The organism is Streptomyces sp. NPDC087215 (assembly GCF_044744885.1).
Classification (GTDB): Bacteria; Actinomycetota; Actinomycetes; order Streptomycetales; family Streptomycetaceae; genus Streptomyces.
In genome coordinates this window covers 197,509-222,740 of record NZ_JBIUZD010000010.1, presented here as the reverse complement: position 1 = coordinate 222,740, position 25,232 = coordinate 197,509, and the positions used below count along the sequence as shown (strand labels likewise).

At 73.1% G+C, this 25,232-nt stretch carries 21 protein-coding genes and 1 tRNA gene; 12 read left to right on the top strand and 10 right to left on the bottom strand.

Translation table 11 applies throughout. The features are described 5' to 3' along the window. Positions 1-6: 6 nt before the first annotated feature. The gene (locus ACIO92_RS24585) at positions 7-996 is read right to left on the bottom strand and encodes an SMI1/KNR4 family protein (protein ID WP_401238541.1); all 990 of its coding nucleotides are present in this window, start codon (positions 994-996) and stop codon (positions 7-9) included. A gap of 266 nt (positions 997-1,262) precedes the next feature. Here ACIO92_RS24585 and ACIO92_RS24580 point away from each other — a divergent pair, with 266 nt between their 5' ends. After that, a complete protein-coding gene (locus tag ACIO92_RS24580) occupies positions 1,263-1,775 on the top strand; it encodes a YwqJ-related putative deaminase (protein WP_366443885.1) in 513 nt (170 codons plus the stop codon). 10 nt (positions 1,776-1,785) lie between these two features. After that, on the top strand, positions 1,786-2,277 hold the full coding sequence (locus ACIO92_RS24575) for an SUKH-3 domain-containing protein (RefSeq protein ID WP_366443886.1): 492 nt from the start codon (positions 1,786-1,788) through the stop codon (positions 2,275-2,277). 219 nt (positions 2,278-2,496) lie between these two features. Here ACIO92_RS24575 and ACIO92_RS24570 read toward each other — a convergent pair whose 3' ends face one another. Next, the gene (locus tag ACIO92_RS24570) at positions 2,497-3,858 is read right to left on the bottom strand and encodes a histidine kinase (RefSeq protein WP_366443887.1); all 1,362 of its coding nucleotides are present in this window, start codon (positions 3,856-3,858) and stop codon (positions 2,497-2,499) included. Between the two features lie 149 nt (positions 3,859-4,007). Here ACIO92_RS24570 and ACIO92_RS24565 point away from each other — a divergent pair. The 6 genes from ACIO92_RS24565 to ACIO92_RS24540 all read left to right on the top strand — a co-directional run bounded on the left by ACIO92_RS24565 (position 4,008) and on the right by ACIO92_RS24540 (position 9,041). Beyond that, positions 4,008-4,079 (top strand) — tRNA-Gln (locus tag ACIO92_RS24565). Between the two features lie 110 nt (positions 4,080-4,189). Next, complete coding sequence (gene glmU / locus ACIO92_RS24560) at positions 4,190-5,638, top strand: bifunctional UDP-N-acetylglucosamine diphosphorylase/glucosamine-1-phosphate N-acetyltransferase GlmU (RefSeq protein ID WP_402283993.1); 1,449 nt, start codon at positions 4,190-4,192, stop codon at positions 5,636-5,638. Positions 5,639-5,759: 121 nt separating this feature from the next. Then, complete coding sequence (locus ACIO92_RS24555; protein WP_366443889.1) at positions 5,760-6,734, top strand: ribose-phosphate diphosphokinase; 975 nt, start codon at positions 5,760-5,762, stop codon at positions 6,732-6,734. Between the two features lie 267 nt (positions 6,735-7,001). Beyond that, positions 7,002-7,583, top strand: coding sequence for a 50S ribosomal protein L25/general stress protein Ctc (locus tag ACIO92_RS24550; protein WP_401238549.1), 582 nt, complete (start codon positions 7,002-7,004; stop codon positions 7,581-7,583). A 312-nt stretch (positions 7,584-7,895) separates the two neighbouring features. Continuing rightward, positions 7,896-8,492: an aminoacyl-tRNA hydrolase gene (gene pth, locus ACIO92_RS24545; RefSeq protein ID WP_366443278.1), complete on the top strand. Its 597-nt coding sequence runs from the start codon at positions 7,896-7,898 to the stop codon at positions 8,490-8,492. 105 nt (positions 8,493-8,597) lie between these two features. Next, positions 8,598-9,041: a hypothetical protein gene (locus tag ACIO92_RS24540; RefSeq protein WP_366443277.1), complete on the top strand. Its 444-nt coding sequence runs from the start codon at positions 8,598-8,600 to the stop codon at positions 9,039-9,041. Between the two features lie 124 nt (positions 9,042-9,165). Here the strand turns inward: ACIO92_RS24540 and ppc are convergent, their stop codons facing one another. After that, the gene (gene ppc / locus ACIO92_RS24535; protein ID WP_366443276.1) at positions 9,166-11,895 is read right to left on the bottom strand and encodes a phosphoenolpyruvate carboxylase; all 2,730 of its coding nucleotides are present in this window, start codon (positions 11,893-11,895) and stop codon (positions 9,166-9,168) included. A gap of 280 nt (positions 11,896-12,175) precedes the next feature. Between ppc and ACIO92_RS24530 the strand changes: the two genes are divergently transcribed. From ACIO92_RS24530 to ACIO92_RS24520, 3 genes are all read left to right on the top strand, one after another. After that, positions 12,176-13,159, top strand: a complete 984-nt coding sequence (locus tag ACIO92_RS24530) for a fatty acid desaturase (protein WP_366443275.1) — start codon at positions 12,176-12,178, stop codon at positions 13,157-13,159. Beyond that, positions 13,159-13,833: a TetR/AcrR family transcriptional regulator gene (locus tag ACIO92_RS24525; RefSeq protein WP_366443294.1), complete on the top strand. Its 675-nt coding sequence runs from the start codon at positions 13,159-13,161 to the stop codon at positions 13,831-13,833. The genes ACIO92_RS24530 and ACIO92_RS24525 overlap by 1 nt, the downstream gene beginning before the upstream one ends. A gap of 449 nt (positions 13,834-14,282) precedes the next feature. Further along, positions 14,283-15,932, top strand: coding sequence for an FG-GAP repeat domain-containing protein (locus tag ACIO92_RS24520; protein ID WP_402283153.1), 1,650 nt, complete (start codon positions 14,283-14,285; stop codon positions 15,930-15,932). Positions 15,933-16,027: 95 nt separating this feature from the next. Here the strand turns inward: ACIO92_RS24520 and ACIO92_RS24515 are convergent, their stop codons facing one another. Next, complete coding sequence (locus tag ACIO92_RS24515; RefSeq protein WP_366443270.1) at positions 16,028-16,870, bottom strand: trans-aconitate 2-methyltransferase; 843 nt, start codon at positions 16,868-16,870, stop codon at positions 16,028-16,030. 163 nt (positions 16,871-17,033) lie between these two features. On the opposite strand from ACIO92_RS24515, the gene ACIO92_RS24510 reads away from it, so the two are divergent. Then, positions 17,034-17,531 carry a MarR family transcriptional regulator gene (locus ACIO92_RS24510; RefSeq protein ID WP_366443269.1) on the top strand — a complete coding sequence of 166 codons (498 nt, stop codon included), beginning with the start codon at positions 17,034-17,036 and terminating at the stop codon, positions 17,529-17,531. On the opposite strand, the gene ACIO92_RS24505 is transcribed toward ACIO92_RS24510, so the two are convergent. From ACIO92_RS24505 to ACIO92_RS24480, 6 genes are all read right to left on the bottom strand, one after another. Then, a complete protein-coding gene (locus tag ACIO92_RS24505; protein WP_366443268.1) occupies positions 17,490-18,260 on the bottom strand; it encodes a response regulator transcription factor in 771 nt (256 codons plus the stop codon). The genes ACIO92_RS24510 and ACIO92_RS24505 overlap by 42 nt on opposite strands. 250 nt (positions 18,261-18,510) lie before the next feature. Continuing rightward, the gene (gene galK, locus ACIO92_RS24500) at positions 18,511-19,650 is read right to left on the bottom strand and encodes a galactokinase (protein ID WP_401238562.1); all 1,140 of its coding nucleotides are present in this window, start codon (positions 19,648-19,650) and stop codon (positions 18,511-18,513) included. Then, positions 19,647-20,627, bottom strand: a complete 981-nt coding sequence (galE, locus tag ACIO92_RS24495) for a UDP-glucose 4-epimerase GalE (protein WP_366443266.1) — start codon at positions 20,625-20,627, stop codon at positions 19,647-19,649. Before galE ends, galK begins: the two co-directional genes overlap by 4 nt. Next, complete coding sequence (gene galT / locus ACIO92_RS24490) at positions 20,624-21,670, bottom strand: galactose-1-phosphate uridylyltransferase (RefSeq protein ID WP_366443265.1); 1,047 nt, start codon at positions 21,668-21,670, stop codon at positions 20,624-20,626. The genes galE and galT overlap by 4 nt, the downstream gene beginning before the upstream one ends. Before the next feature lie 758 nt (positions 21,671-22,428). After that, the gene (locus ACIO92_RS24485) at positions 22,429-23,112 is read right to left on the bottom strand and encodes a LuxR C-terminal-related transcriptional regulator (protein ID WP_366443264.1); all 684 of its coding nucleotides are present in this window, start codon (positions 23,110-23,112) and stop codon (positions 22,429-22,431) included. Between the two features lie 214 nt (positions 23,113-23,326). Further along, positions 23,327-25,219 carry a PQQ-binding-like beta-propeller repeat protein gene (locus tag ACIO92_RS24480; protein ID WP_402059124.1) on the bottom strand — a complete coding sequence of 631 codons (1,893 nt, stop codon included), beginning with the start codon at positions 25,217-25,219 and terminating at the stop codon, positions 23,327-23,329. Positions 25,220-25,232: the final 13 nt, after the last annotated feature.

The following is a 25,232-nucleotide window of genomic DNA, read 5'->3' as shown; positions in this document are numbered from 1 at the left end:
GCCCACTCACTCCCCCACCGGGACCGCACGCGCGAAGCCGCCGTCCACCATCAGGTTGGCCACCGTCTCCAGCTCCGGCGGGTTGCCCGCGAGCCGCTGGAGGAACGCGTCGAAGTCCGCACCGCACGGCAGCAGCAGCCGCTCCACCCGCTCGGCGACCGACCAGCCCGCCGCCGTCGCACCGGAGTCCCGGGCGTCGTCGTACGCGCAGAACCACACCGATCCGACGGCCGCGCCGCGCACCTTGAGCGCGATCAGACCGCCCTGGACGAACGCGACGCCCAGATAGTCCTTGGTCAGATGGTCCCGCAGGCACTTGTTGACGTAGACGAGGTCATTGATCCCCGCCTCCTCCCGCACCGTGAAGAACGGCTGGTCCACCAGGAGCCCCAGCTCCGCGTCGAGCGCCGCGCCCACCGGGGCGCAGCCGCCCGCGGCCCGCAGGAACGAGCGGTACGCGCCCGGGAGGCGGTAGCCGAGGTCCTCCTCGACGCCCTGGACCTGCTCCTCCGACACCGACACCAGACCCCTGGGCAGCCCGAAGTGCACCGGACGGGTCTCCTGGAGCGGGCGGGTGCCCCGCTTGCCGTGGTCGACCGCCGCCGTCGCCACCCCGCCGTGGTGCCGCAGCAGGGCCTTCACCTCGACCGGGACGAGCTCCATCCGGCGGCTGCGCGGCACGTGGTGCCAGGTCCAGCCGTGCGGCGTCGCCACCGCCGGGATCCTGTCCCACAGCTCATGGCCGGTCGACGCCATCGCCGCGTTCGCCGACACGTAGTCCGTGAGGCGCAGCTCGTCGACGCCGAAGCCCTCCGGCGGGTCGGCGATCTCCGCCGCCGCGCGGGCGTACGACGAGAAGTCCGGGTAGCCGGACGCGTCCACCCGCACCCCCCTGGGGTGGCGGGAGGCCCGCACCGGATCGGGGAAGTGCACGACCTGCCCGGCGTAGGCCGCGTTCGGTGGCGCGGTGTCCTGCCCGAGCCGACCTGTCGTCATGGCGGTTGCCCCCTGCGATGGCGTCGCCGACCGCTGCTCCCGGCAGCCGCCGACTCTCCTGCACTGATGCCGCACAGCCTATGCGCTGCCACAAGAGCCCGAACCGGGCCGATCCGACGGTGACCAAGTGTCACGAAGCCATGACAGCGGCACCCTGATTCCGACACACCGAAAGCGGCTTCCGGCGCCCCAGCTTCCCCATATGGCTCCCCATTTGGCAGGCTGTGCACGCAACTCGGGGGATTGCAGGAGGGGATACCAGCACCATGCACACCGCACCGACGCCCACACAGGGTGACCCACGTCTCAACTGGAGCAGCGACGCCGACACCGGCCGGGCGCCCACTCTGAGACACCGCCGCGACGGCATCCTGCCGACCGTGGGCGCCGCCCTGTCGGTGCGCGGCGAGACCCTCACGTGCACCGCGGGCCGCGGCGACCGGCCGCCCGTCCTGCACGCCCTCGTCCAGGACTTCCTGGACACCCTCACCAGCGGCCAGCGCGAACGCTTCACCGGACGCTGCCCCGAGGCGATCCTGCTCTCCCGGCACCTCACCGCCGCCGAGAGCGGGCGGTCCAAGCGCGCCCAGCGCAAGCCGCTCACCCACGGCGAGGCCCGCCGCTCCCTCAAGCAGGCCAAGATCACCACCCGGCGCATCCGGGAGGACGGCGACCCGCTGCACGGCAGTTACGCCGCCCCCTGCCGTTCCTGTACGGCGATGCTCGCCCACTTCGGCGTGCGCGCCGTCGATCCCACCACGCCCGCAGAGAACGGCTGACCGCACGCCCATGCCCGACCACCTCAGCACCACCCGCTTCCCGGTCAACGTCGACGCCGCCCTCCGCGAGGCCGGCTGGCAGCCCGGCCGCTGGGACATCAGGCTCGCCGAGGAATGGGCCGACGCGCTGCGCGCCCACGTCTCCCCGGCGGGGCACCGGCACAGCGTCTTCCCCGCGGCCGTCGAGGCCTGGGCCGAGTTCGGGGGGCTGAGCATCACCGCGCCGGGCCACGGGCGCCAGATAGCGCCCGCCGCCGTCCGTTTCGACCCGCTCGCCGGGCTCCACCTCTCCCGCACCCTCGCGGACCTCGGCCGCGCCCTGGACACGGAGGTCGCGCCGCTCGGGGAGGAGGGCGAGCACCAGGCGGTGCTCGCGATGGACGCCGAGGGACGGGTCTACAGCCTCGACCACGCGGGGGACTGGTACCTCGGCAAGGACATCGACGCGGCCCTGTCCACCCTGGTCACGGGCGCCCGCCCGGTCCGTCTGACGGCGGACTGACGGACCGACGGACCGACGGACCGACCGGGGGAAGGAGCGGGAGGGCAGGGGCGCGCGCCCCGGTCCGGCGCCGCCAGGTCCCCCTCCGGGCCCGGCCGCCGGTCGTTGGCGGCGACCTCCCGAAGAGAGGTCCGGGGGTCCGGGGGGCCGGGGGGTCCGGAAGGTCCGGGGGGTCCGGGGCACGACATCAGTCCCCGCCCCCGGGGCAGGGGTCGGGCATCAGCCCCCGGCCGCCCCCGGCGCCGTCGGGAGGACCGCCGAGACCCGGAAGCCGCCCGCGTCCGTCCCGCCCGAGACGAAGACGCCGCCGAGCCGCAGGACCCGCTCGCGCATCCCGACCAGGCCGTTGCCGCCGCTCGGCAGCCGTACGTCGGGGGCGGTCACGTCCGGGGGGCACGGGCCGTTCTCGACCTGCATGGCGACCTCGGCCTCCCGGTGCGCGAGCCGCACCACGACCTTCGCGCCCACCGCGTGCTTGTGGACGTTGGTCAGCGCCTCCTGCACGACCCGGTACGCCGTCCGCTCCACCTCCGGCGGATACGCGCGTGCCGCACCGGACACCAGCAGTTCCACCACCGTCCCCGCCAGCCGTGACTGCTCGCACAGCGCCTCCAGGGCGTCCAGCCGCGGCCCGTCCCCGGCGGCTGCCTCGGCCGCCGCGGCGGCGGCCCGGCCGACGGCGGCCAGCGGCACCGTCGCCGGGGCGACCCGGTCCGGAGCGGGGCCCGCGACGACGCCCGAACCCTCCCGCAGCACGCCCAGCATCTCCCGCAGCTCCGTCAGCGCCTGCCGCCCCATGTCACCGACCAGGGCCGCGTTCCGCACGGCCTTCTGCGGGTCCTTCAACGCCACCGCCTGCAACGCCGCCGCGTGCACCACCATCAGCGACACCCGGTGCGCCACCACGTCGTGCATCTCGCGGGCGATCCGCGTCCGCTCCTCCCGCCGCGCCCACTGCGCCCGCTGTTCGGCGCGGTCCGCGAGCAGCGACAGCTCCTGCTCCAGGCTGTCGGCCCGCTCCCGGAGGCTCTCCATGAGCCTGCGGCGGGCCCCTATGTAGAGGCCGAAGAGCAGCGGGGGCGCGTTGAGCCCGAGCGTCATGAAGAGCGAGACGACCGGCACGTACCAGCCGCTGGGGTCGATGTCCGGCGAGCCGCCGTCGACCTGGGCGACGTCCTGCCGCATCCGCAGCACGGTGACGACGAAGACGGCGAGCGTCGACATCCCGGCGAGCACGGCGGTGATGCGGCGCGGCACCTCGGAGGCGGCGAGCGAGTAGAGCCCGACGATCCCCATGAGGAAGCCCATCTCGGCGGGCGCCACGGCCATGGAGACGAGGACGACCACGATCGGCCAGCGGCGCCGTACGAGCAGCACGGAGCCGACGGCCAGTCCGAACAGCACCCCCACGGGCACCGGCAGCGAGGTCTTGTCGGCGAACCCGACGCCCTCGATCGCGCACTCCAGCGCCGACAGCAGGGCGAGCCCGACATCGAGCACGGCGCCCCGCCGTCTCCCCCACCACCACCAGATCCCCGCGCGAACGCCCGTGGCGTCCCGGTCTGCCCCCGTTGTGCTCATACCCGTCACCCTACGGGCGCGCCCCGCCCGGTGGCGTGCGCCGCAGGTCCCCGCCCCGCGCACCGTCGCACCGAGGGGTCCGGGTACGGCATAGTGGGGGCCACCGGCCCAACGGTCCATCGATTTGTCCGTTTTGGCTGGCTATGCCATCCCCTGTGGTGTAATTGGCAACACGGGTCACTTTGGATGATTTATTCCAGGTTCGAGTCCTGGCAGGGGAGCGGCGCGGTCCGGGTCCCGGCCTCGTCAGGCCGGGACCCGGACTCATGTCCGGCCCCTTGCCCCCCGGTATCCTTCGTGCGTCCACCACCCAAAGCCGAAGGGCATTCCCGTGAGCGCCAACCGCCCGGCAGCCGTCGTCGTCCTCGCAGCGGGTGAGGGCACCCGCATGAAGTCGAAGACCCCCAAGGTCCTGCACGAGATCGCCGGACGGTCCCTCGTCGGACATGTCGTCTCCGCCGCCCGGGAGCTGGGGCCCGAGCACCTCGTCGTGGTCGTCGGGCACGCCCGCGAGCAGGTCAGGGGGCACCTGGAGGAGCACTACGCCGGTACCCGTACCGCCGTACAGGAGGAGCAGAAGGGCACCGGGCACGCCGTGCGCACCGCCCTGGAGGAGCTCGGGGAGACGCCCGGCGGGACCGTGGTCGTCGTCTGCGGCGACACCCCGCTGCTCTCCGGCGACACCCTGCGGGAACTGGCCGGGACGCACGCCGCCGACGGCAACGCCGTCACCGTGCTGAGCGCCGAGGTGCCGGACTCCACCGGTTACGGCCGGATCGTCCGCGACCCGGCGACCGGCGCCGTGACGGAGATCGTCGAACACAAGGACGCCACCGAGGAGCAGCGCGCACTGAAGGAGATCAACTCCGGCGTGTTCGCGTTCGACGGGCAGCTGCTCGCGGACGCGCTCGGCAAGGTGCGGACCGACAACAGCCAGGGCGAGGAGTACCTCACCGACGTGCTGTCGATCCTGCGCGAGGCGGGGCACCGGGTCGGCGCCTCGGTCGCGGCGGACCACCGCGAGATCCTGGGCATCAACAACCGCGTACAGCTGGCCGAGGCGCGCGTCCTGCTGAACGAGCGGCTGATCGAGCGGGCGATGCTCGCGGGCGTGACGGTCGTGGAGCCCGCCTCCGTCCAGGTGGACGTGACCGTGACCTTCGAGCCGGACGCGGTGATCCTGCCGGGCACGCAGCTGATCGGCGCCACGCACATCGCCGAGGACGCCGTGGTCGGCCCGAACACGCGCCTGACGGACACCAGGGTCGGCAGGGGCGCCCGGGTGGACAACGCGGTGGCGGTCTCCGCCGTCGTCGGCGACGGCGCCTCCGTCGGCCCTTTCGCGTATCTCCGGCCGGGCACGAACCTGGGCCCGAAGTCCAAGGCGGGCACGTACGTCGAGATGAAGAACGCGACGGTGGGCGAGGGCACGAAGGTCCCCCACCTCTCCTACGTGGGCGACGCGACGATCGGCGAGTACTCGAACATCGGCGCGGCGAGCGTCTTCGTGAACTACGACGGCGAGACCAAGCACCACACCACGATCGGCTCCCACTGCCGTACCGGTTCGGACAACATGTTTGTGGCCCCCATCACGATCGGGGACGGCGCGTACACCGCCGCCGGGTCCGTGATCACGAAGGACGTGCCGGCCGGTTCGCTGGCCGTCGCCCGGGGCCAGCAGCGGAATATCGAGGGCTGGGTGGCCCGCAAGCGGCCCGGGAGCGCCGCCGCGCAGGCAGCCCAGGCGGCTTCGGAGGAGTCCGCCGGCGAAAGCTGACCGGAAACAGGTACGTCGAACACGGCGTACCGTGATACGTGCACACAAATTCGGCTGGCTCGTACACGCGCACGACAGCTCGTGGATCGCGACCAGAGAACACGTCTGAGGAGACAGTGCTGTGACCGGGATCAAGACGACCGGCGAGAAGAAGCTGATGCTCTTCTCCGGCCGCGCCCACCCCGAGCTGGCCGAGGAGGTCGCGCACCAGCTGGGCGTCGGCCTCGTTCCGACCAAGGCGTTCGACTTCGCCAACGGTGAGATCTACGTCCGCTTCCAGGAGTCGGCCCGCGGCGCGGACTGCTTCCTGATCCAGAGCCACACGGCTCCGATCAACAAGTGGATCATGGAACAGCTGATCATGATCGACGCTCTGAAGCGGGCCTCCGCCCGGAGCATCACCGTGATCATCCCGTCGTACGGCTACGCCCGTCAGGACAAGAAGCACCGCGGCCGCGAGCCGATCTCGGCGCGTCTGGTCGCGGACCTGCTGAAGACGGCCGGTGCCGACCGCATCCTGACGGTGGACCTGCACACGGACCAGATCCAGGGCTTCTTCGACGGCCCGGTGGACCACCTGTCCGCGCTGCCGGTCCTCGCGGACTACGTGGCCGCCAAGGTCGACCGCTCCAAGCTGACGATCGTCTCCCCGGACGCGGGCCGCGTGCGGGTCGCCGACCGCTGGTGCGACCGCCTGGACGCCCCCCTCGCGATCGTGCACAAGCGCCGCGACAAGGACGTCGCCAACCAGGTCACCGTGCACGAGGTCGTCGGTGACGTGAAGGGCCGCGTCTGCGTCCTGGTGGACGACATGGTCGACACCGGCGGCACGATCTGCGCCGCCGCCGACGCGCTCTTCGCGCACGGCGCGGAGGACGTCATCGTGACGGCCACGCACGGCATCCTGTCCGGCCCGGCGGCCGACCGCCTGAAGAACTCCAAGGTCAGCGAGTTCGTGTTCACGGACACCCTGCCGGTGCCCGGCGCGCTGGAACTGGACAAGATCACGGTCCTCTCGATCGCGCCGACCATCGCGCGCGCGGTGCGCGAGGTGTTCGAGGACGGTTCGGTGACGAGCCTCTTCGAGGAGCACTGAGCCTTCGCCTCACGGCGGACCCGGGAGCCGTTCCCCCGACGGGGGGAACGGCTCCCGGCCGTTTCCGGGCCGCCCCCGCCCGGGGGTTTCGGTGATCGAATTGGGTGGTAGGGGCGGGGACCGGTAGACTGCTGCAGTTGCTCGGCGAGGGAGGCCGGACCCGCAGGGGTCCCGGCGGTCCGTTATCGACGCGCTCTTCGTAGCAGGCCATCGCCAGTCGTGGCCGGGTGACCACCTTTTTCGTCACCTTTCCACGAGGAGCGCATCATGTCCGAAGTCAAGATCGCCGCCGCCGTCCGCAGCGAGTTCGGCAAGGGCGCCGCCCGCGCGATCCGCCGTGCCAGCCAGGTCCCCGCCGTCGTCTACGGCCACGGCTCGGAGCCGGTCCACATCACCCTCCCGTCCCACGAGCTCGCCCTGGCGCTGCGCACGCCGAACGTGCTGCTCTCCCTGGACCTCGACGGCACCAACGAGCTGGCGATCCCGAAGGCGATCCAGCGCGACGCCATCAAGGGCTTCCTCGTCCACGTCGACCTGCTCCTCGTGAAGCGCGGCGAGAAGGTCACCGTCGAGATCCCGGTGCAGACCGAGGGCGAGCTGGCCCCCGGCGGCAACCTGCTGGAGAACGTGCTCTCCACCCTCTCCCTCGAGGCCGAGGCCACCCACCTCCCCGAGTCCGTCACCATCTCCGTCGAGGGCCTGGAGGCCGGCGCCTCCGTCCTCGCCAAGGACGTCACCCTCCCGAAGGGCTCCTCCCTGGTGACCGACGCCGACGCCGTCGTCGTCCAGGTCGTGGCCACCCAGGCCGAGGAGCCGGCCGCCGACGCCGCCGAGGGCGACGAGGCCTGAGCCACGGGCTCCCTCTGAACGTCACGGGGTGGGGGGGGCCCCCCGCCCCCCCCCCCCGGGGGGGGGGCGGGGCGGGGGGGGCGGGGGGGGCGGGGGGGGGGGGGCGGCGCGGGGGGGGGCGGCCCGGGCGGGGCGGCCCCCCCGGGGGGGGGGGGGGCCCCCCCCCCCCGCGGGGGCCCGGGGGGGGGGGCGCGGGGGCCCCCCCTCCCGGGGGGGGGGGGGGGGCCCCCCCCCCCCCCCACCCCGTTTCGCTGTCCCCCCCGCCTTCCCCCCCTTCCGCTTCCGGTACGCACCCGAGGAGACCTGACGCACATGACGGACGACGCGAACGCCCCCTGGCTGATCGTCGGCCTCGGCAACCCGGGGCCCGAGTACGCGGCCAACCGGCACAACGTGGGCTTCATGGTGGTGGACCTGCTCGCGGAGCGGATGCGCGGCTCGTTCAAGCGGGCGCAGAAGGCGCAGGCACAGGTCCTGGAGGGCCGGATGGGCCCGCCCGGACCCGCGAGCCGCCGGGTCGTGCTCGCGAAGCCGATGTCGTACATGAACCTGTCGGGCGGGCCGGTGACGTCGCTGCGCGACTTCTACAAGGTGCCGACGGCGAACATCGTGGCGATCCACGACGAGCTGGACATCGACTACGGGGTGCTGCGGCTGAAGACCGGCGGCGGCGACAACGGGCACAACGGCCTGAAGTCGATGACCAAGGCGATGGGCCCCGACTACCACCGGGTGCGCTGCGGCATCGGCCGCCCGCCGGGCCGGATGCAGGTGGCCGACTTCGTCCTGAAGGACTTCTCCTCGACGGAGCGCAAGGACCTGGACTGGTTCGTGGACCGGGCGGCGGACGCGGTGGAGTGCCTGATCGCGGAAGGCCTGGAACGGGCCCAGTCCGCGTACAACTCCTAGGACGGCGATACCGACCGGCGCGCCCGGCCCGGACGCCGGAGAGGGCCGGTCCGTCCCCGTTCCGGGCCCTGGACCCATGTCCGTACGACTGTACGATCGCGGGTCATGACGCACGTCCGCAACGCCGCCATGGTCCTCGTCGCCCTCCTGCTGCTCGTCGCGGGCGCCTGGACCTCCTGGAACTCGGCCCAGCACGTCCTGCTCCCCAAGGGGCGGGAACACGGCACCCTGACGGTGACCGGCTGCACGGAGAAGAGGTGCGACGGCCGTTTCGCCCCGGAGGACCCCGGCTCGACCCGCAGGACGCTGACGATCGCGCGCTCGGTCGCGGCGGAGCCCGGACAGACCCTCCCGGTGGTGGTGAAGCCCGGCACCGACGAGGGCGTACGGAGCGGCTGGGGCGGCGGGCTGCACGCGTGGCTGCCGTTCGGCGGGGCGCTGCTGCTCGCGGCGCCGCTGGTCGGGGGCGGACTGCGGCTGTCCAGGACGGCGTGGACGATGGCGGGCACCGGCGGGGCGCTGCTGGTGGCCGCGTTCTTCGCGCTCTGAGGCGCCGGTCCCGCCGGTCCCGCCGGAACCCCGCCGGACCGGGCCGCCCGGACACGGCCGTGCCCCCGTGGAAGGACTCCACGGGGGCACGGCCGTGTGCCGCCGGTACGGAACCGGCCCGGTGTCAGCCGGTGTTGCGCAGGCCCGCGGCCACGCCGTTGACGGTGAGGAGCAGGGCCCGCGCGAGCAGCGGGTCCGGGTCCTCGCCGCGCTCGGCGGCGGCGCGCTGGCGGGCGAGCAGGGCGACCTGGAGGTAGGAGATCGGGTCCAGGTAGGCGTCCCGGATGGCGAAGGTCTGCTGGAGCACCGGGTTGGAGTCGAGGAGCGTCTGGCCGCCGGTGACCTTGAGGACCTCGGCGACGGTCAGCGCGTGCTCCGCCTCGATGTCGTCGAAGACGTGCTTCAGCTCGTCCGGCACCAGGGTGTCGACGTAGTGCCGGGCGATCCGCAGATCCGTCTTGGCCAGCGTCATCTCGACGTTGGAGACGAAGTTGCGGAAGAAGTGCCAGTGCTCGTACATCTCGCCGAGGACCGGGTCGAGACCGGCCTCCCGCAGCGCCTTCAGACCGGAACCGACACCGAACCAGCCGGGGACGATCTGGCGGGACTGGGTCCAGCCGAACACCCACGGGATGGCGCGGAGCCCGTCGAGCCCGGCGCCCGAGTCGGGGCGGCGCGAGGGACGCGAGCCGAGGTGCAGGTCGGCGAGCTGGTCGACCGGAGTGGCCGCGAAGAAGTACGCGGGCAGGTCCGGGTCCTCGACCAGGCGCCGGTACGCCGAGTGGGCCGCGTCCGAGACGGTGTCCATGGCCGCGTCCCAGCGGGCGAGGGCCTCGTCGGACTGGCGCGGCGAGGTGTGCAGGGCGGATGCCTGGAGGGTCGCGGCGACGGTCAGTTCGAGGTTCTCGCGGGCGAGCGACGGGATGAGGTACTTGTCGGAGATGACCTCGCCCTGCTCGGTCACCTTGATCTCGCCCTCCAGGGTGCCCCAGGGCTGGGCGAGGATCGCGTCGTGCGAGGGGCCGCCACCGCGGCCGACGGTGCCGCCGCGGCCGTGGAAGAGGCGGAGCCGTACGCCGTAGCGGTGGGCGACGTCGCGCAGCCGCCGCTGGGCGCGGTGGATCTCCCACTGGGAGGTGGTGATGCCGCCGAACTTGGAGGAGTCCGAGTAGCCGAGCATGACCTCCTGGACGTCGCCGCGCAGCGAGACGAGGCGCCGGTAGGAGGGGTCGGCGAGCATCTCGTCGAGGATGACGTCGGCGGCCTTCAGCTCGTCGGTGGTCTCCAGGAGCGGCACGATGCCGATCTCGGCCCAGCCCGCGTGCAGATCGACCAGACCGGCCTCACGGGCCAGGACGGCGGCGGCGAAGACGTCGTCGGCGCCCTGGCACATCGAGATGATGTACGACTCGATGACCTCGGGGCCGAAGCGCCCGAAGGCCTCCTTGACGGTGTGGAAGACGCCGAGGGTCTTCGCTCCGGCCGCGTCCAGCGGGGCGGGCGTGGGCGCCAGCGGGCGGCGCGAGCGCAGCTCCTTGGCGAGCAGCTTCCGCCGGTAGTCGCGGGGCATGTCGGCGTACCGCCAGGACTCCTCGCCGAGGCGGTCGAAGAGCTGTCCGAGGGCGTGGTGGTGGGCGTCGGCGTGCTCGCGGACGTCCATGGTGGCGAGCTGGAGGCCGAAGGCGGAGAGGGTGCGGATGGTGCGGTCCATCCGCCCGTCGGCGAAGAGCGCGCCCCGGTGCTCGCGCAGCGAGGTCTGGATCAGGGTCAGGTCGCGCAGCAGCTCGGTGGTGCCGAGGTAGTCACGGCCGGGCTGGTGCGGGGTGCCGCCGGCGAGGCGCTCGCGGGTGTTGACGAGCTTCTGCCGGACGCAGGTCGCCTTGAGCCGGTAGGGCTCCTCCGCGTTGAGCCGCTTGTAGCGGGGGCTGATCTCCGGGAGGAGTTCCAGGTCGCGCTGGAGGGAGTCCAGGAGTTCCTGGGTGGCTCCGGTGTAGCGGATGGAGTTGGAGAGCAGACCGCGCAGGAAGTCGACGAGTTCCAGGGCGTCGGTGATGCCGTGCTCGTGCTGGAGGATCAGGACGTCCCAGGTCACCTGGGGGGTGACGTTGGGGTTGCCGTCGCGGTCGCCTCCGATCCAGGTGCCGAAGGTGAGCGGGCGGGTGCCCGCGGGCAGCTCGAAGCCGACGCGGTCGAGCTCGGCGGCGAGGTCCTCCAGGACGTCGCCGACGGCCCCCGCGTGCAGCTCGTCGAGGTAGTAGATGGCGTTGCGGGCCTCGTCGGCGGGCTCGGGGCGGACCACCCGGAGCTCGTCGGTCTGCCAGATGAGGTCGATGTTCTCCGCGAGCCGCAGATCGATCCGGCGCCGGTCGGCCTCGATGACCGGGGTCTCCAGGAGGGCGGCGACCCGGCGCAGCTTGTTGAGGACCGAGCGGCGGGCGGCCTCGGTGGGGTGCGCGGTGAAGACGGGGCGCACATTGAGGTTCTTGACCGTCTCGCGGACGTGCTCGGGGTCGCCGTCCTTGAGCATGTCCGCGGTGCGCGCGAGGAGACCGCCCTCGACGGCCCGCCGCTCGCGCATCTCGCGGCCCCGGTGAACCTGCTCGGTGACGTTCGCGAGGTGGAAGTAGGTGGAGAAGGCCCGTACGAGCTTGGCGGCTGTCTCCAGCTCGACACCGCGCAGCAGCTCGGCGGCGGCCTCACCGTCCTCCCGGGTGAGGCCACGGACCCGCTCGACGAGGTCGAGGAGGTCGTGGCCCTCCTGGCGGACGAGGGTCTCGCCCAGCAGGTCGCCCAGTCGGCGGATGTCGGCGCGCAGCTCGGTGCTGGCGGTGGGGGTCTGGTCGGCACTGCTCACAGGTGCGGCTCCTTGCAGTGTTTGAGCACGTCTGGAGGGTTCTGGAGGCTTGCGGACCGCGCTGTCCGACGCACCCAGGATAGGTGCCCGTCCCAGCGGCGGGGGCGCTGCCCCTGTTGCGCCCTCTTGCCGCGCGCCACGGCACTGCCATACTTACGACGCCGTAGGTTACGGAGGCGTAGCCACGGCCGTGTTCTGTCAGATTTTCTTCGTGTTTCCGCGTGTCTCCTCCTGCCCTTCGGCAGTCACCCACCCTCACTCCCACCCCCAAGGGACATCCATGACCATCAGCCCCGAGGTGACCTCGGTGCCCGAGGCGCCGGACGACGCCCCGGTCCAGCCCTCCGCGACGCTCGGCGGGGACAGCAAGCGTTCGATCGAGCAGATCATGCTGCTCCTCTTCATCACGGTGCCGTTCCTGGCGGTGCTCGCGGCGGTGCCGCTGGCCTGGGGCTGGGGGGTGAGCTGGCTGGACCTGGGGCTGATGGTGGTCATGTACTACATCGGCTGCCACGGGATCACGATCGGTTTCCACCGGTACTTCACGCACGGGTCCTTCAAGGCGAAGCGTCCGCTGCGGATCGCGCTGGCGGTCATGGGGTCGCTGGCGGTGGAGGGGCCGCTGGTGCGCTGGGTGGCGGACCACCGCAAGCACCACAAGTTCTCGGACGCGGAGGGCGACCCGCACTCGCCGTGGCGGTTCGGGGAGACGGTTCCGGCCCTGATGAAGGGCCTGTGGTGGGCGCACATCGGCTGGATGTTCGACGAGGAGCAGACGCCTCAGCACAAGTACGCGCCCGATCTGATCAAGGACCCGGCGATCCGGGCGATCTCGCGGCAGTTCGTGCTGTGGACGGTGGTGTCGCTGGCGATCCCGCCGCTGGTGGGCGGGCTGGTCACGATGTCGTGGTGGGGTGCCTTCACGGCGTTCTTCTGGGGCTCTCTGGTACGGGTGGCGCTGCTGCACCATGTGACGTGGTCGATCAACTCGATCTGTCACGCGGTGGGCAAGCGTCCGTTCAAGTCGCGGGACCGTTCGGGCAACGTGTGGTGGCTGGCGGTGCTGTCCTGCGGCGAGTCCTGGCACAACCTGCACCACGCGGAGCCGACGTCGGCGCGGCACGGGGTGCTGCGCGGGCAGCTCGACTCCAGCGCCCGGCTGATCCGCTGGTTCGAGCTGGCGGGCTGGGCGTCCGACGTGCGGTGGCCCGCGAAGTCGCGCATCGAGGCCCGGCGCCAGAACCCGTCCGCAGACGCGGCATGATGGAAGACGTGGCGATCGACGGCAGGAACAGCGGCAGCGAGCAGAAGCCCCGGCGGGGGCGCCGGGTGCGGATGACGGGCGCGGAGCGCCGGGAGCAGCTGCTGGACATCGGCCGGACGCTGTTCGCCGAGAAGGGCTTCGAGGGCACGTCGGTCGAGGAGATCGCGGCGAAGGCCGGGGTCTCCAAGCCGGTGGTGTACGAGCACTTCGGCGGCAAGGAGGGGCTGTACGCGGTCGTGGTCGACCGGGAGATGCGCCAGCTCCTGGACGGGGTGACGGGCGCGCTGACGGCGGGGCACCCCCGGGAGCTGCTCGAACAGGCGGCGTTCGCGCTGCTCGACTACATCGAGAACTACACGGACGGTTTCCGCATCCTGGTGCGGGACTCGCCGGTGGCCCAGTCGACGGGCACCTTCGCGTCGCTGATCAGCGACATCGCCACGCAGGTGGAGGACATCCTGGGCCTGGAGTTCAAGGCCCGCGGCTTCGACCCGAAGCTGGCACCGCTGTACGCGCAGGCCCTGGTGGGCAGTGTGGCGCTGACGGGCCAGTGGTGGCTGGACGTCCGGAAGCCGAAGAAGGCTGAGGTCGCGGCCCACCTGGTGAACCTGGCCTGGCACGGCCTGGACGGCCTGGAGGCGAAGCCCCGGCTGATGGGGCACCGCAAGAGCTGAGGCGGGACGCGCGGCCGGGCGCCGGGGACGGGGACGGGGCGGCCGGGAGCCGCACGGGCCGGAACCGGACGGGACCGTACGGGGCGGAACCGGACCGGTCCGGGTCCGCCTTGCGGGGACACCGGATCGGGGCGCACCGGTCCGGGGACGGACGGGCTTCGGACGGGCCGGAACTGACGGAACGTGAAAACGGGTGGAGGTCCTGTCCGAGGGCCCGGGTACACTCCGCAGCACATCGGGGGGTGTCCGCCCCGCGTGTGCGCCGACCGGCGTGCGCGGACGTCGCGGACCCGCTCCCCGGTCCTTCGTTCTCGACATCCCCAGGGGGGGATCTCTTGCGTTCCACCTTCTCAGGTTTCTCCGGTTCTTCCGGTTCTTCCGCCTCCTCCCGCGCCGCGCGGCGTACGCGCCGCGTCACGACGTGCACCGCGCTGGTGCTCTCGGCGGGAATGCTGTTCTCGACGCCCGCCGTGGCCGACTCCGCGCCCCGGCCGGTGCCCGAGGCCCCGACCAAGGCCCGTACGGCCCCGTCGCAGCTGGACCTTTCGCCGCTGGCCGGGCCCTCGGACCGGGCCCGTACCGCCCAGGCGTCCGCCGTCGTCAAGCCCCGCTTCGACGTGGACGGCGACGGCAAGTCCGATCTGATCAACCGCGACTGGGACGGCGCCGTCTACACGGCGCTGACCTCCGACGCCGCGGGCGGTGCCTGGACGGGCGTGGGTGGTTCGACCGTCCTCACCCACGACATCGTCCCGATCGGCGACCAGGACGGCAACGGCCGCCCCGAGGTCCTGACGCTCACCAAGTACGGGCGCCTGGAGCTGTTCTCCGACGCGTACGCCACCTCCGGCACCTTCCGCTGGGGGGGCAACGGCTGGAACATCTACAACAAGGTGTTCTCGCCCGGCGACGTGAACGGCGACGGCCGCGCCGACCTGATGGCCCGCCGCCACAACGGCGACCTCTACCAGTACCTGGCGACCGGTTCGCGGACCGCCCCGTTCGGCGCGCCGACCAAGGTCGGCTACGGCTGGGGCCTCTACGACCAGATCGTGGGCGTCGGCGACAACGACGGCGACGGCAAGGGCGACGTCGTGGCCCGGGACACCAACGGGGGGCTGTTCTTCTACGGCAGCACCGGCAACACGGCCGCGCCGCTCAAGGCCCGCAAGTCGATCGGCACCGGCTGGAACATCTACAACCAGATCCTCGCCGCCGACGATGTGAACGGCGACGGCCGGGCCGACCTGATGGCACGGGACCGCAAGGGCGCCCTGTGGGGGTACACGGGCCTCGGCGACGGGCGGCTCTCCTCGGCCTTGCGGATCTCGCCGGACAACGAGTGGAACATGGTCGACCAGTTCGGCGGGGGCGGCGGCATCCCGTCCTCGGGCAAGAACGCCTTCCTGGGCCGCGACGCCCGGGGCACCCTGTTCTGGTACGGCGCCCTGAACAACGGCAAGATCGGCGCCCGCAAGCAGTGGGGCGACGTCGGCGGCTGGTCCGGGGCGAACATCACGTACGTCTCGTCCACGGACCGGGGGACCTTCGGTCACCTCCTGGAGACCTACCAGGGACGCCTGTACGACGGTGACGTCGACCTCGGGCGCGGCTGGCAGATCTACAACCTGCTGATCGGTCCGGGGGACCTGAACGGCGACGGCAAGGGCGACCTGCTGGCCCGGGACGGCTCCGGCGTGCTGTGGCTGTACCCGGGCAACGGCGAGGGGACGAGTTTCGGGGGCCGGGTCAAGGTCGGCTCCGGCTGGAACGCGTACAACCGGATCGTCGGCGCCGGTGACTACTCGGGCGACGGCCGCACGGACCTGGTGGCCCGTGACGGCGCGGGTGTCCTCTGGATGTACCGGGGCACGGGCTCGGCCACGACGCCGTTCTCCGGCCGGGTGCGGATCGGCTCGGGCTGGGGCGCGTACAAGCAGATCGTGGCGCCGGGCGACATCGACGGCGACGGCAAGGGCGACCTGCTGGCAGTGGCGTCCAACGGCAATCTGCTCCCGTACATCTCCACGGGCACCGGGAAGTTCACGCTGAAGGCCAAGATCGGCACCGGCTTCCAGATCTACCCGAACCTTTACTGAGCCGTACCGCGACGCCCCGCACCGGAACTCCGGTGCGGGGCGTCCGCGCGTCGGGCGGCGGGACCGGCCCGCCGGGATCAGTCGGATCAGTGGGGTCAGTGAGGTCTGCGGGCGACGGCGAAGATGCGGCGGAACGGGAAGACCGTGCCGTGCGGGCCCGGCGGGTAGGCCTCGCGGAGCAGCTCGCGGTACTGCCCGAGGAAGGCGTCGGCGGCCTCCGGGTCGTCGGCGAGCGTGGTGAGCACGGGCCGCAGGGCGGTGCCCTTGACCCAGTCCAGGACGGGGTCCTCGCCCTGGAGGAGCTGGCAGTACGTGGTCTCCCAGACGTCCGTCTCGCAGCCGAGGCCGGTGAGCCGGGTGAGGTAGTCGGCGGTGTCGAGGACATGGACGTAGCGGCGCCCCTGGTCGCCGAGGCGGGCGCGCCACTCGGGGGTCTCGCACAGCTCGCCGAGCAGCGCGTGGCTGGGCGAGGTGAAGTTGCCGGGGACCTGGAAGGCGAGGACGCCGCCGGGGCGGAGCCCGTCGATCCAGCCCGCGAAGGACCCGGGGTGGCCGGGGACCCACTGGAGGGCGGCGTTGGAGACGATCAGGTCATGGGGTTCGTCGGGGGTCCAGTGGGCCGCGTCGGCGGGCCGGAAGTCGATCCAGCCGCCGCCCCCGGTGCTGCCCGACCAGTCCTTTTCGGCCCGCTCCAGCATCTCGGGCGAGAGGTCGTAACCGGTGATGTGGGCGTCGGACCACCGGTCGGCGAGGAGGACCGTCACATTGCCGGGGCCGCAGCCGAGGTCGGCGATGCGGGCCGGCCGGTCCTGGGCCGGCAGACGGGGTATTCGGGCGAGCAGGTCGAGGAAGGGCCGGGTGCGGTGGCCCGAGTGCCGGAGGTACTGCTGCGGATCCCAGGTGGGTGTGGCCGGTACGACGGATTCTGCGGAATACATGTTCGAAGACCCCTTGCTGGCACGAGTTGCCGAAGCGGAACGGAGTTCCGGGCGGGTCCCTTCCCCGCCGTCCGGGGAAATATATCTTGAAACCAAGATACTCGATATAGAGATACTTGAACCCAAGAGACTTTATGTCAACAGACCCTCTACACTGATCGTCATGGAGGACGAGGTCGACCGACTGGTCGCTGCATGGCGCCGCGAGCGCCCCGACCTCGACGTGGAACCGCTCGAGGTGCTCAGCCGCGTCTCGCGGCTCGCCCGGCACCTCGACCGCGCCCGTCGGCTCGCCTTCTCCGAGCACCAGCTGGAGCCCTGGGAGTTCGACGTCCTCACCTCCCTGCGCCGGGCCGGAGCGCCGTACCAGCTCTCCCCCGGGCAGCTCCTCACCCAGACCCTGGTCACCTCCGGCACCATGACCAACCGCATCGACCGGCTCACCAAGAAGGGCCTCGTCGAGCGGCTGCCCGACCCCAGCGACCGGCGCGGTGTCCTCGTCCGGCTCACCCCCGAGGGACGCGACCGGGCCGACGAGGCCCTCGCCGGACTCCTCGCCCAGGAGCGCGCCATCCTCGCCCAGCTCTCCCGCGCCCAGCGCGGCGAACTGGCCGCGCTGCTACGCCGGCTGACCGCCCCGTTCGACAACCTCCCCGGCTAGTTCCGGCAGCGGCGCGGGACCCACCCCGGCCCGCCGGGCCAGCGCCACCGCCGCCAGCGTCGAGTGCACACCCAGCTTCCCCAGCACGTTCTGCATATGGGTACGGACCGTGTGCGGCGACAGGAAGAGCCGCTCGGCGACCGCCTTGCGGCCGAGCCCCGCGACCATGCAGCACAGCACCTCCCGCTCGCGCGGGGTCAGCGCCTCCACCAGGCGCTCGCCGTCCGTCCGGTGCTTGCGGACCTCCGTCAGCTCCCGCAGGACCCCGGTGAGCAGCGCGGGCGGCAGATGCGTCTCGTCCCGCAGCACCCCCCGCACCACCGCCAGGAGCCGCTGGAGCGAACAGTCCTTCGCCACCCAGCCGGAGGCCCCCGCCTGGAGCGCGAGCGCCGCCCGGTGCGGGTCGTCCTTCTCCGCGAGGACGACCGTACGGACCGCGGGCTGCACCCCGCGCACCCCCGCCACCAGCGAGATCCCGTCGACGGCGCCCTCCCCGTCGTCCGGCACCGCGCGGGCCACCGAGCCCGGCGGGCCCGCGCCCAGCTCGGCGTCCACCAGCATCACGTCGAATCTGCGCCCCTCCGCCGCGCCGCGCTCCAGACAGCGCAGGGCGGCCGGACCGCTTCCCGCGGCGGCGACGTCCACATCGGGCTCCGCCGCCAGCGCGGCGGCGAGCGACTCGGCGAAGACGCGGTGGTCGTCCACCACCAGGACACGGATGCGTGCCACGGACACCCCCAAGTGTCGAGGAACGGGACCGACGCGGGCACGGCGCCGGAGGCGGGTCCGCCGGTGCGCGGCCGCCGCCGTGCGTTGACTGTTACCCCGCTTCCGGCGCCGTACCCGACCGGGTCTCGACCCCTGAACGGCACCGGCCCCCACCGGCGCCGCCCCTCAGGCTAGGGGCCGGGCGCCACGGCGGGGGCCGATTCGCGGAACTGTCCGAACTCGTGCGGACCCGTGCGGACCCGTGCGGATCTCAGAGCCGGCGCGCCCCCGCCGAGGGCACGGCCGGGAAGATCCCGGGGGCCGCGTACCCGGCACCGGCGAAGGCGCCGGTGACGGCGGCGGCGACCGCGTCCGCCCGGCCGTCGTCCACCAGGACGACGGCCGAGCCGCCGAAGCCGCCGCCGGTCATCCGGGCGCCGAGCGCCCCGGCGGCGACCGCCGTGCCGACGACCAGGTCCAGCTCGGGGCAGGAGACCCGCAGATCGTCCCGGAGGGAGGCGTGGCCCTCGGTGAGGACCGGGCCGACCGCCCGGACGTCCCCGGCGTCGAGGAGGGCGACGGTCCGCTCCACCCGCGCGTTGTCGGTGACGACGTGCCGTACGTACCGCCGGACCGTCCCGTCGGTCAGCCGTGCGAGGGCTCCGGGCAGGTGCGCGGCACTCACGTCACGCAGGGCACGTGCGCCGAGCGCCCGCGCACCGGCTTCACAACCGGCGCGCCGCTCCGCGTACGCGCCGTCCCCGAGCGCGTGCTTCACCCGGGTGTCCACGACCAGCAGCCGCAGCCCCTCGCGGGCCGGGGCGAAGGGGACCTGACGGTACGAGAGGTCCCGGGTGTCCAGATGGAGCGCGTGGCCCTCCACCGCGCAGGCGGCGGCCATCTGGTCCATCACCCCGCAGGGCACGCCGACGAAGGCGTTCTCGGCGCGCTGGGCCAGCCGGGCCAGCTCGGGCCGGGACAGCCCGAGCCCGAACAGTTCGTCCAGGGCGAGCGCGACGGCGACCTCCAGGGCCGCCGAGGACGACAGGCCCGCCCCGGTCGGCACGGTCGAGGTGAGGTGCACGTCCGCGCCCGTCACCGGGTGCCCGGCCTCCCGCAGTGCCCAGACGACCCCCGCCGGGTAGGCCGCCCAGCCGCCGCCGGACAGCGGCGCGAGGGAGTCGACGGACAGTTGGACCGTCCCGCCGTCGGCGTCGGCGGAGTGCAGCCGCAGCACCCCGTCGTCCCGGCGCGCGACGGCGGCGACGGTGCTGTGCGGCAGGGCGAGCGGCAGCACGAAGCCGTCGTTGAAGTCGGTGTACTCACCGATCAGGTTGACCCGCCCGGGGGCGGCCCAGACTCCGTCGGGCGCGGCCCCGTAGAGCGTCTCGAACGCGGCGGCGGCGGTCACGCGCGGTCCTCTTCCCGGGCGCGGGCGAAGGCCCAGGCGTCGGCGACGATCCCGGCCAGATCGGGGCGGGACGGCGTCCAGCCGAGCCGCTCGCGGGCCGCGTCGACGGCGGCGACCAGGACCGCCGGGTCCCCGGGGCGGCGCGGGGCGGTGGTCTCGGGGACGGGGTGCCCGGTGACCTTCCGGACGGCCTCGACGACCTCGCGGACGGAGAAGCCGTTGCCGTTGCCGAGGTTGCAGACCAGGTGCTCGCCCGCCGTCATGACGTCGAGCGCGCGGAGGTGGGCCTCCGCGAGGTCGGCGACGTGGATGTAGTCGCGGACGCAGGTGCCGTCCGGGGTGGGGTGGTCGTCGCCGTACACGGAGATCGCCTCGCGGCGGCCGAGGGCGACCTGGAGGACCAGCGGGATCAGGTGCGACTCGGGGTCGTGGCGCTCGCCGAGTCCGCCGTACGCCCCCGCCACGTTGAAGTAGCGCAGCGAGACGGCGGCCAGGCCGTGGGCGGCGCACTCGCCGCCGATCATGTGGTCCACGGCCAGCTTGGTCGCCCCGTAGGGGTTGGTGGGGGCGGTCGGCGCGGTCTCGGGGATCGGCACCACGGCCGGTTCGCCGTAGGTCGCGGCGGTCGAGGAGAACACCAGTCGGCGCACCCCCGCGGTCCGCATGGCCCCCAGCAGGGCCGTGGCGCCCCCGACGTTGTTCTCCCAGTACTTCTCGGGCCTCGCCACGGACTCGCCGACCTGGGAGGAGGAGGCGAAGTGCAGGACGGCGTCGTAGGAGGCGTCGAGCCAGCGCGCCGCGTCCTGGACGCGGCCCTCGACGAACTCGGCGCCCGCCGGGACGCCCTCGCGGAAGCCGGTGGAGAGGTCGTCGAGGACGGTGACCCGGTGGCCCCGCTCCAGGAGGTGGGCGGCGACGACCCCGCCCACGTATCCGGCCCCGCCCGTCACCAGGTACTTCTTCGTGTCGCTGCTCATCTGTCGGTCGCCACTTCCCTGAGTCGTCGGGCCGCTTCCTCCGGCCGTACGTCGTTCATGAACGCGCCCATGCCCGATTCGGTGCCCGCGAGGAACTTGAGCTTCCCGGGGGCCCGCCGGACGGTGAACAGCTCCAGGTGCAGCCCGAAGTCCGCCCGCCGGGCGTCCGTGAACGGCGCCTGGTGCCAGGCGGCGATGTAGGGCGTCGGCGGCTCCCCCGGGCCGAAGATCCGGTCGAAGCGCCTCAAGAGTTCCAGGTAGACCTGTGCGCACTCTGTGCGGGCGGGCCCGTCGAGGGCGAGGAGGTCGGGGACCCGGCGGCGGGGGTACAGGTGCACCTCGTACGGCCAGTGGGCGGCGTACGGCACGAAGGCGGTCCAGTGCTCGGTCTCCAGGACGATCCGCTCGGCGTCGGCGCGTTCGCGGGCGAGGACGTCGTCGAAGAGGTTCCGGCCGGTCTCCGCCCGGTGTTCGTCGATCCGGCGGCGGATCGCGGCCGTCCGGGGGGTCACGTAGGGGAAGCCGTAGATCTGGCCGTGCGCGTGGGGCAGGGTGACGCCGATCTCCCGGCCCCGGTTCTCGAAGCAGTAGACCTGCTCGACGCCGGGGAGGGCGGCGAGCGCGGCGGTGCGGTCGGTCCAGGCGTCGAGGACGAGGGCGGCCCGTTCCTCGGTGAGGTCGGCGAAGGAGACCGTGTGGTCGTCGGTGAAGCAGACGACCTCGCAGCGCCCGGCGCCGCCGGAGAGCGAGGGGAAACGGTTCTCGAAGACCACCACCTCGTAGCCCTCGTCCGGGATCTCGCTCTCGTGTCCCGCGCGGGCGGGACAGAGCGGGCAGGCGTCGGCCGGGGGGTGGTGGGTGCGGGACTGCCGGTGCGAGGCGACGGCGACCGGGTCACCGGTGAGGACGTCGATCCGGATCTCGGAGCGGGAGACGACGGGGGTGAGGGGGCGCGGGTCGACGGCGGTGCGGACGGTGTCGTCGCCCGCGTCGTAGTAGATGAGTTCGCGCCCGTCGGCGAGCGTGGTGACGGTCTTCTTCACGGGTGCCCTCCCGGGCCGATCAAACAGAACCACACACAAGGAAGCACATTCCAACATCAGCGTCAACGGTGAGGCGGTTGCCCGCCGGTCGGCGGGGACACCCTGACCAACGACCGGCCGGACCGGTCGGACCCGCCGGACGCGTGGGACCCGCCGGATGAACAGAACCCGCCGGGCGGGCCGGACGGATCGACTGGATCGACTGGGGCTCCATCGGACCCGCCGGACCCGGTCGGGCGGGTCCAGAAGCGGGCCGGGGCGGGGCGGGGCAGGCCCGGAAGCCCGAGGCCCCGGGCCCGGTCGGCGGTACCTGAACGGTCCGGGGAGCGGGGACACGACGGCCGGGCCGGCCGGCCCGGCGGCCTTCGGAGCAGGCCGGGGACCGGAGACCCCGGAGCTGCCGGTCCCGGAACGGCCCGGCCCGGCCCGGCCCGGCCACCCTCAGCGCCACGGTCCCGGAACGGCCCGGGAGCCCGAGGACCCGGCCGGACCACCCCGGAGCAGGCCCCCCGGCCCGGGTCCGGACCGACCGGACCGGGACCGACCGGTCCCGGAACAGCCGTTCCCGGAACGGCCCGGGGAACACGACAGCCCGGACCGACCCGGCCAACCCCGGAGGCCGACCCCGGAGCGGACCGGCCAACCCCGGAGGCCAACCCCGGACCCGGCCCGATCACCCCGAGCAGGCCCGATCACCCCGAGCAGGCCCACGCGGCCCGAGGACACCGGCCGATCCCCCGCTACGGCGGGGACCCGGCTCAGAGCCGCCCGCGCGGCCCCGGCAGCGCCCGGTCGAGGAGGCCCGTGCGGGCCGCGAGGGCCGCCGCCTCAAGGCGCGAGCCCACCCCCAGCTTCATCAGGACCCGCTGCACATGCGTCCGCGCCGTGCTCGGCGCGATCCCCATGCCCGCCGCGATCACCCGGGTGTCCTCCCCCTCCGCGACCCGGACCAGGACCTCCACCTCCCGCCGCGTCAGCAGCCGCAGCAGCCGCTGCCCCTCGTCGTCCGGCTGCACCGAGGGGTGCAGCAGCTCCGCGAAGGCGGACCTGAGCAGCTGCGGCGCCACCGCCGACTCCCCCGCCCGCGCCTTCACCAGGGCCCGCTCGACGCCCTCGATGCGCTCGTCGTGCCGTACGTACCCCGACGCCCCGGCCGCGAACGCCGCCGCGATCCCGCGCGGCGACGGCACGGGACCGAGCACCACCACCGCCACCTGCGGGCGCTCCCGCTTGATCCGGACGACCGGGTCGAAGACCCCCGGCGCCGCCGGTTGGGCCGTGCCCAGGAGACAGACCTCCGGCGCGCGGCTCACCACCAGCTCCGCCGCGCCCGCCACCGGCGCCGCCGCCGCGAGCACCCGGTGCCCGCGCAGCTTCAGCGCCGAGGCCAGCGCCTCCGCGAGCAGGCGGTGGTCGTCCACCACCACGAGGCGTACGCCCATCCGGTCTTCCCCCAGTCCCTCCGCGCCAGCCGTCCCCCGGCAACGCCTGACCCGGCAAGGTACACGCTCCCCCGCCGCCCCTCGCCCCAACCCAGGGCACGCACTCCCTCCAGGCGCCGAATTCCCCCCGTCCCGGTGACGGACCGGGCGCCCCGGGGACGCGCACGGGCCCCTCCGGTGGTCCGGAGGGGCCCGTGCGCGGCGGTTCTCGGCGTCAGGGCGTGACGGCGAAGGAGACCACCAGGTACTTCTTGTCGGTGGCGCCCTCCCTGGGCTTGCTCACCAGGTCGTCCGCGAGGAACAGGCGCCCGTTCGCGTACAGCATCTCCGAGCCGCTGAGGCTGACGCTGTTCTCCATCTCACGGACCGGCCGCTCGCCCGGGTTCTCCAGGAGCAGGGTCTCCTTCATCGTGCCCGCGTCGATCGACACGATCCGGCCGCCCTTGTCGTAGGGCGGTTCCTTGTACGCGATGAGGGCGCCGCCGTCCATGCGCAGCGGGACGTACGTGTACTTGTCGCCCGCGTCCGCCTTCTCCGGCAGGGTCCTGCCGGTGGCCAGGTCGAAGGCGATGATCTCGTTGGTCTCGTCGCCGTACTCGCCGCTGGAGCCCTCGTGCTCCTCGGTCGGCACGTACAGCCGCCCGCCGCCCACCAGGATGCGCTGGCAGGACTCGACCTTGGTCGAACGGCAGCGGCCCGCGTACTGGTCGGCCGGGGCGGTGATCTTCGTCCGCAGCTTGCCGGTCTTCTCGTCGATCGAGAAGAAGTCCGAGATGCCGCTGCCGTCACCGGCGGTGTCGCCGACGTCCGCCGCGACCACCAGCGGCTTGGTGGAGACCACCGAGGAGTACTTCACACCGGTCGGCATCTTGTACTGGGAGAGGGGGGCGCCCGTCATCGGGTCGAGGTTCTGGATCGTCACGTACTGGCTGTCGTACGCGCCGCACCGGCGGACCGCGACCAGGCCCTCGCCGCCGCCGTACCCCAGGTCGCTGCAGTTGTCGTTGTTGGGCTGCGGCTTCCAGCGCGGGTTGCCGTTGGCGATGTCGAAGGCGGCTCCGCCGTCGATGCCTCCGGCCGCGACCGTCCGCCCGCTGAGCGTGACCTCGCCGAAGCGGAGCTTCGCGTCCCCGGCGGTGCCGCCGGTGACCGAGGTCGACCAGAGCAGCCTGCCGGTGTCCAGGTCGACCACGCCGACCTCGGTGCAGGGCTCGTAGTAGCGCGGCGCGGTCCGCTTCTTCGCCTCGAAGAGGATCGCCGTCGTGTTCCGCGCGGTCTGGTGCCGGGACGCGCCGCAGACATGACCGGTCAGCGGGAGCGTCCACCGGACCGAGCCCTTGGCCGGGTCGTAGCCGACGAGCGAGTTGAGCCCGGTCTTCACGTACGTCTTGTCGGTGAGCCAGGAACCGGACATGTCGGTGACGTCCGGGACCTCGGGGACCTCGACCGAGAAGGCCAGCTTCGAGCGGGTGTCCGCGGGCGGCTTCTCCTTGCCGGCGCTGCCGGGACCGTCGCCGCCGCCCTTCCCGCCGTCGGTGCCCTGCGAGGTGCCGGCCGGGTCCTTGGCCTGCTCGCCCTTGCCGCCGCCACCGTCGGAGTTGGCGTACCAGATGCCCCCGCCGACGATGAGGACGACGGCGACGGCCGCCGCGATGACGATCTGGAGCTGCGCCGAGAGCTTCCGCCGACCGCCGCCCGGCGCCGGGGCCGGGGCCGGGGGCTGGCCGTACGCCTGCTGCGGCTGCGTCGGATAGCCGTACGGGGGCTGCGGCTGGGGCGGCTGCCCGTACGGGGGCGGCTGCTGACCGTACGGAGCCTGGGGCGGCTGCCCGTACGGGGGCTGGCCATAAGGGGCTTGGCCGTACGGGGCCTGGCCCTGGCCCTGCTGCGGCTGCGTCGGGTAGCCGTGACCGGTGTCCGGCTGTCGCGGGTATCCGTAGCCGGGGTCGGGCCGCGGGGGCTGCTGGGGCGGGTAGCCGTACGGCTGGTCCGGGCCCGGCGCGTGCTGCGGATAGCCGTAGCCGGGCTCCTGCGGCGGGGGCGTCGGGGCGCCGAAACCGCCTTGCGGGTCCGGGGGCTGGTTCGGCGGCGGGGGTGGCTGCGTCATCGGTCCTCGTACC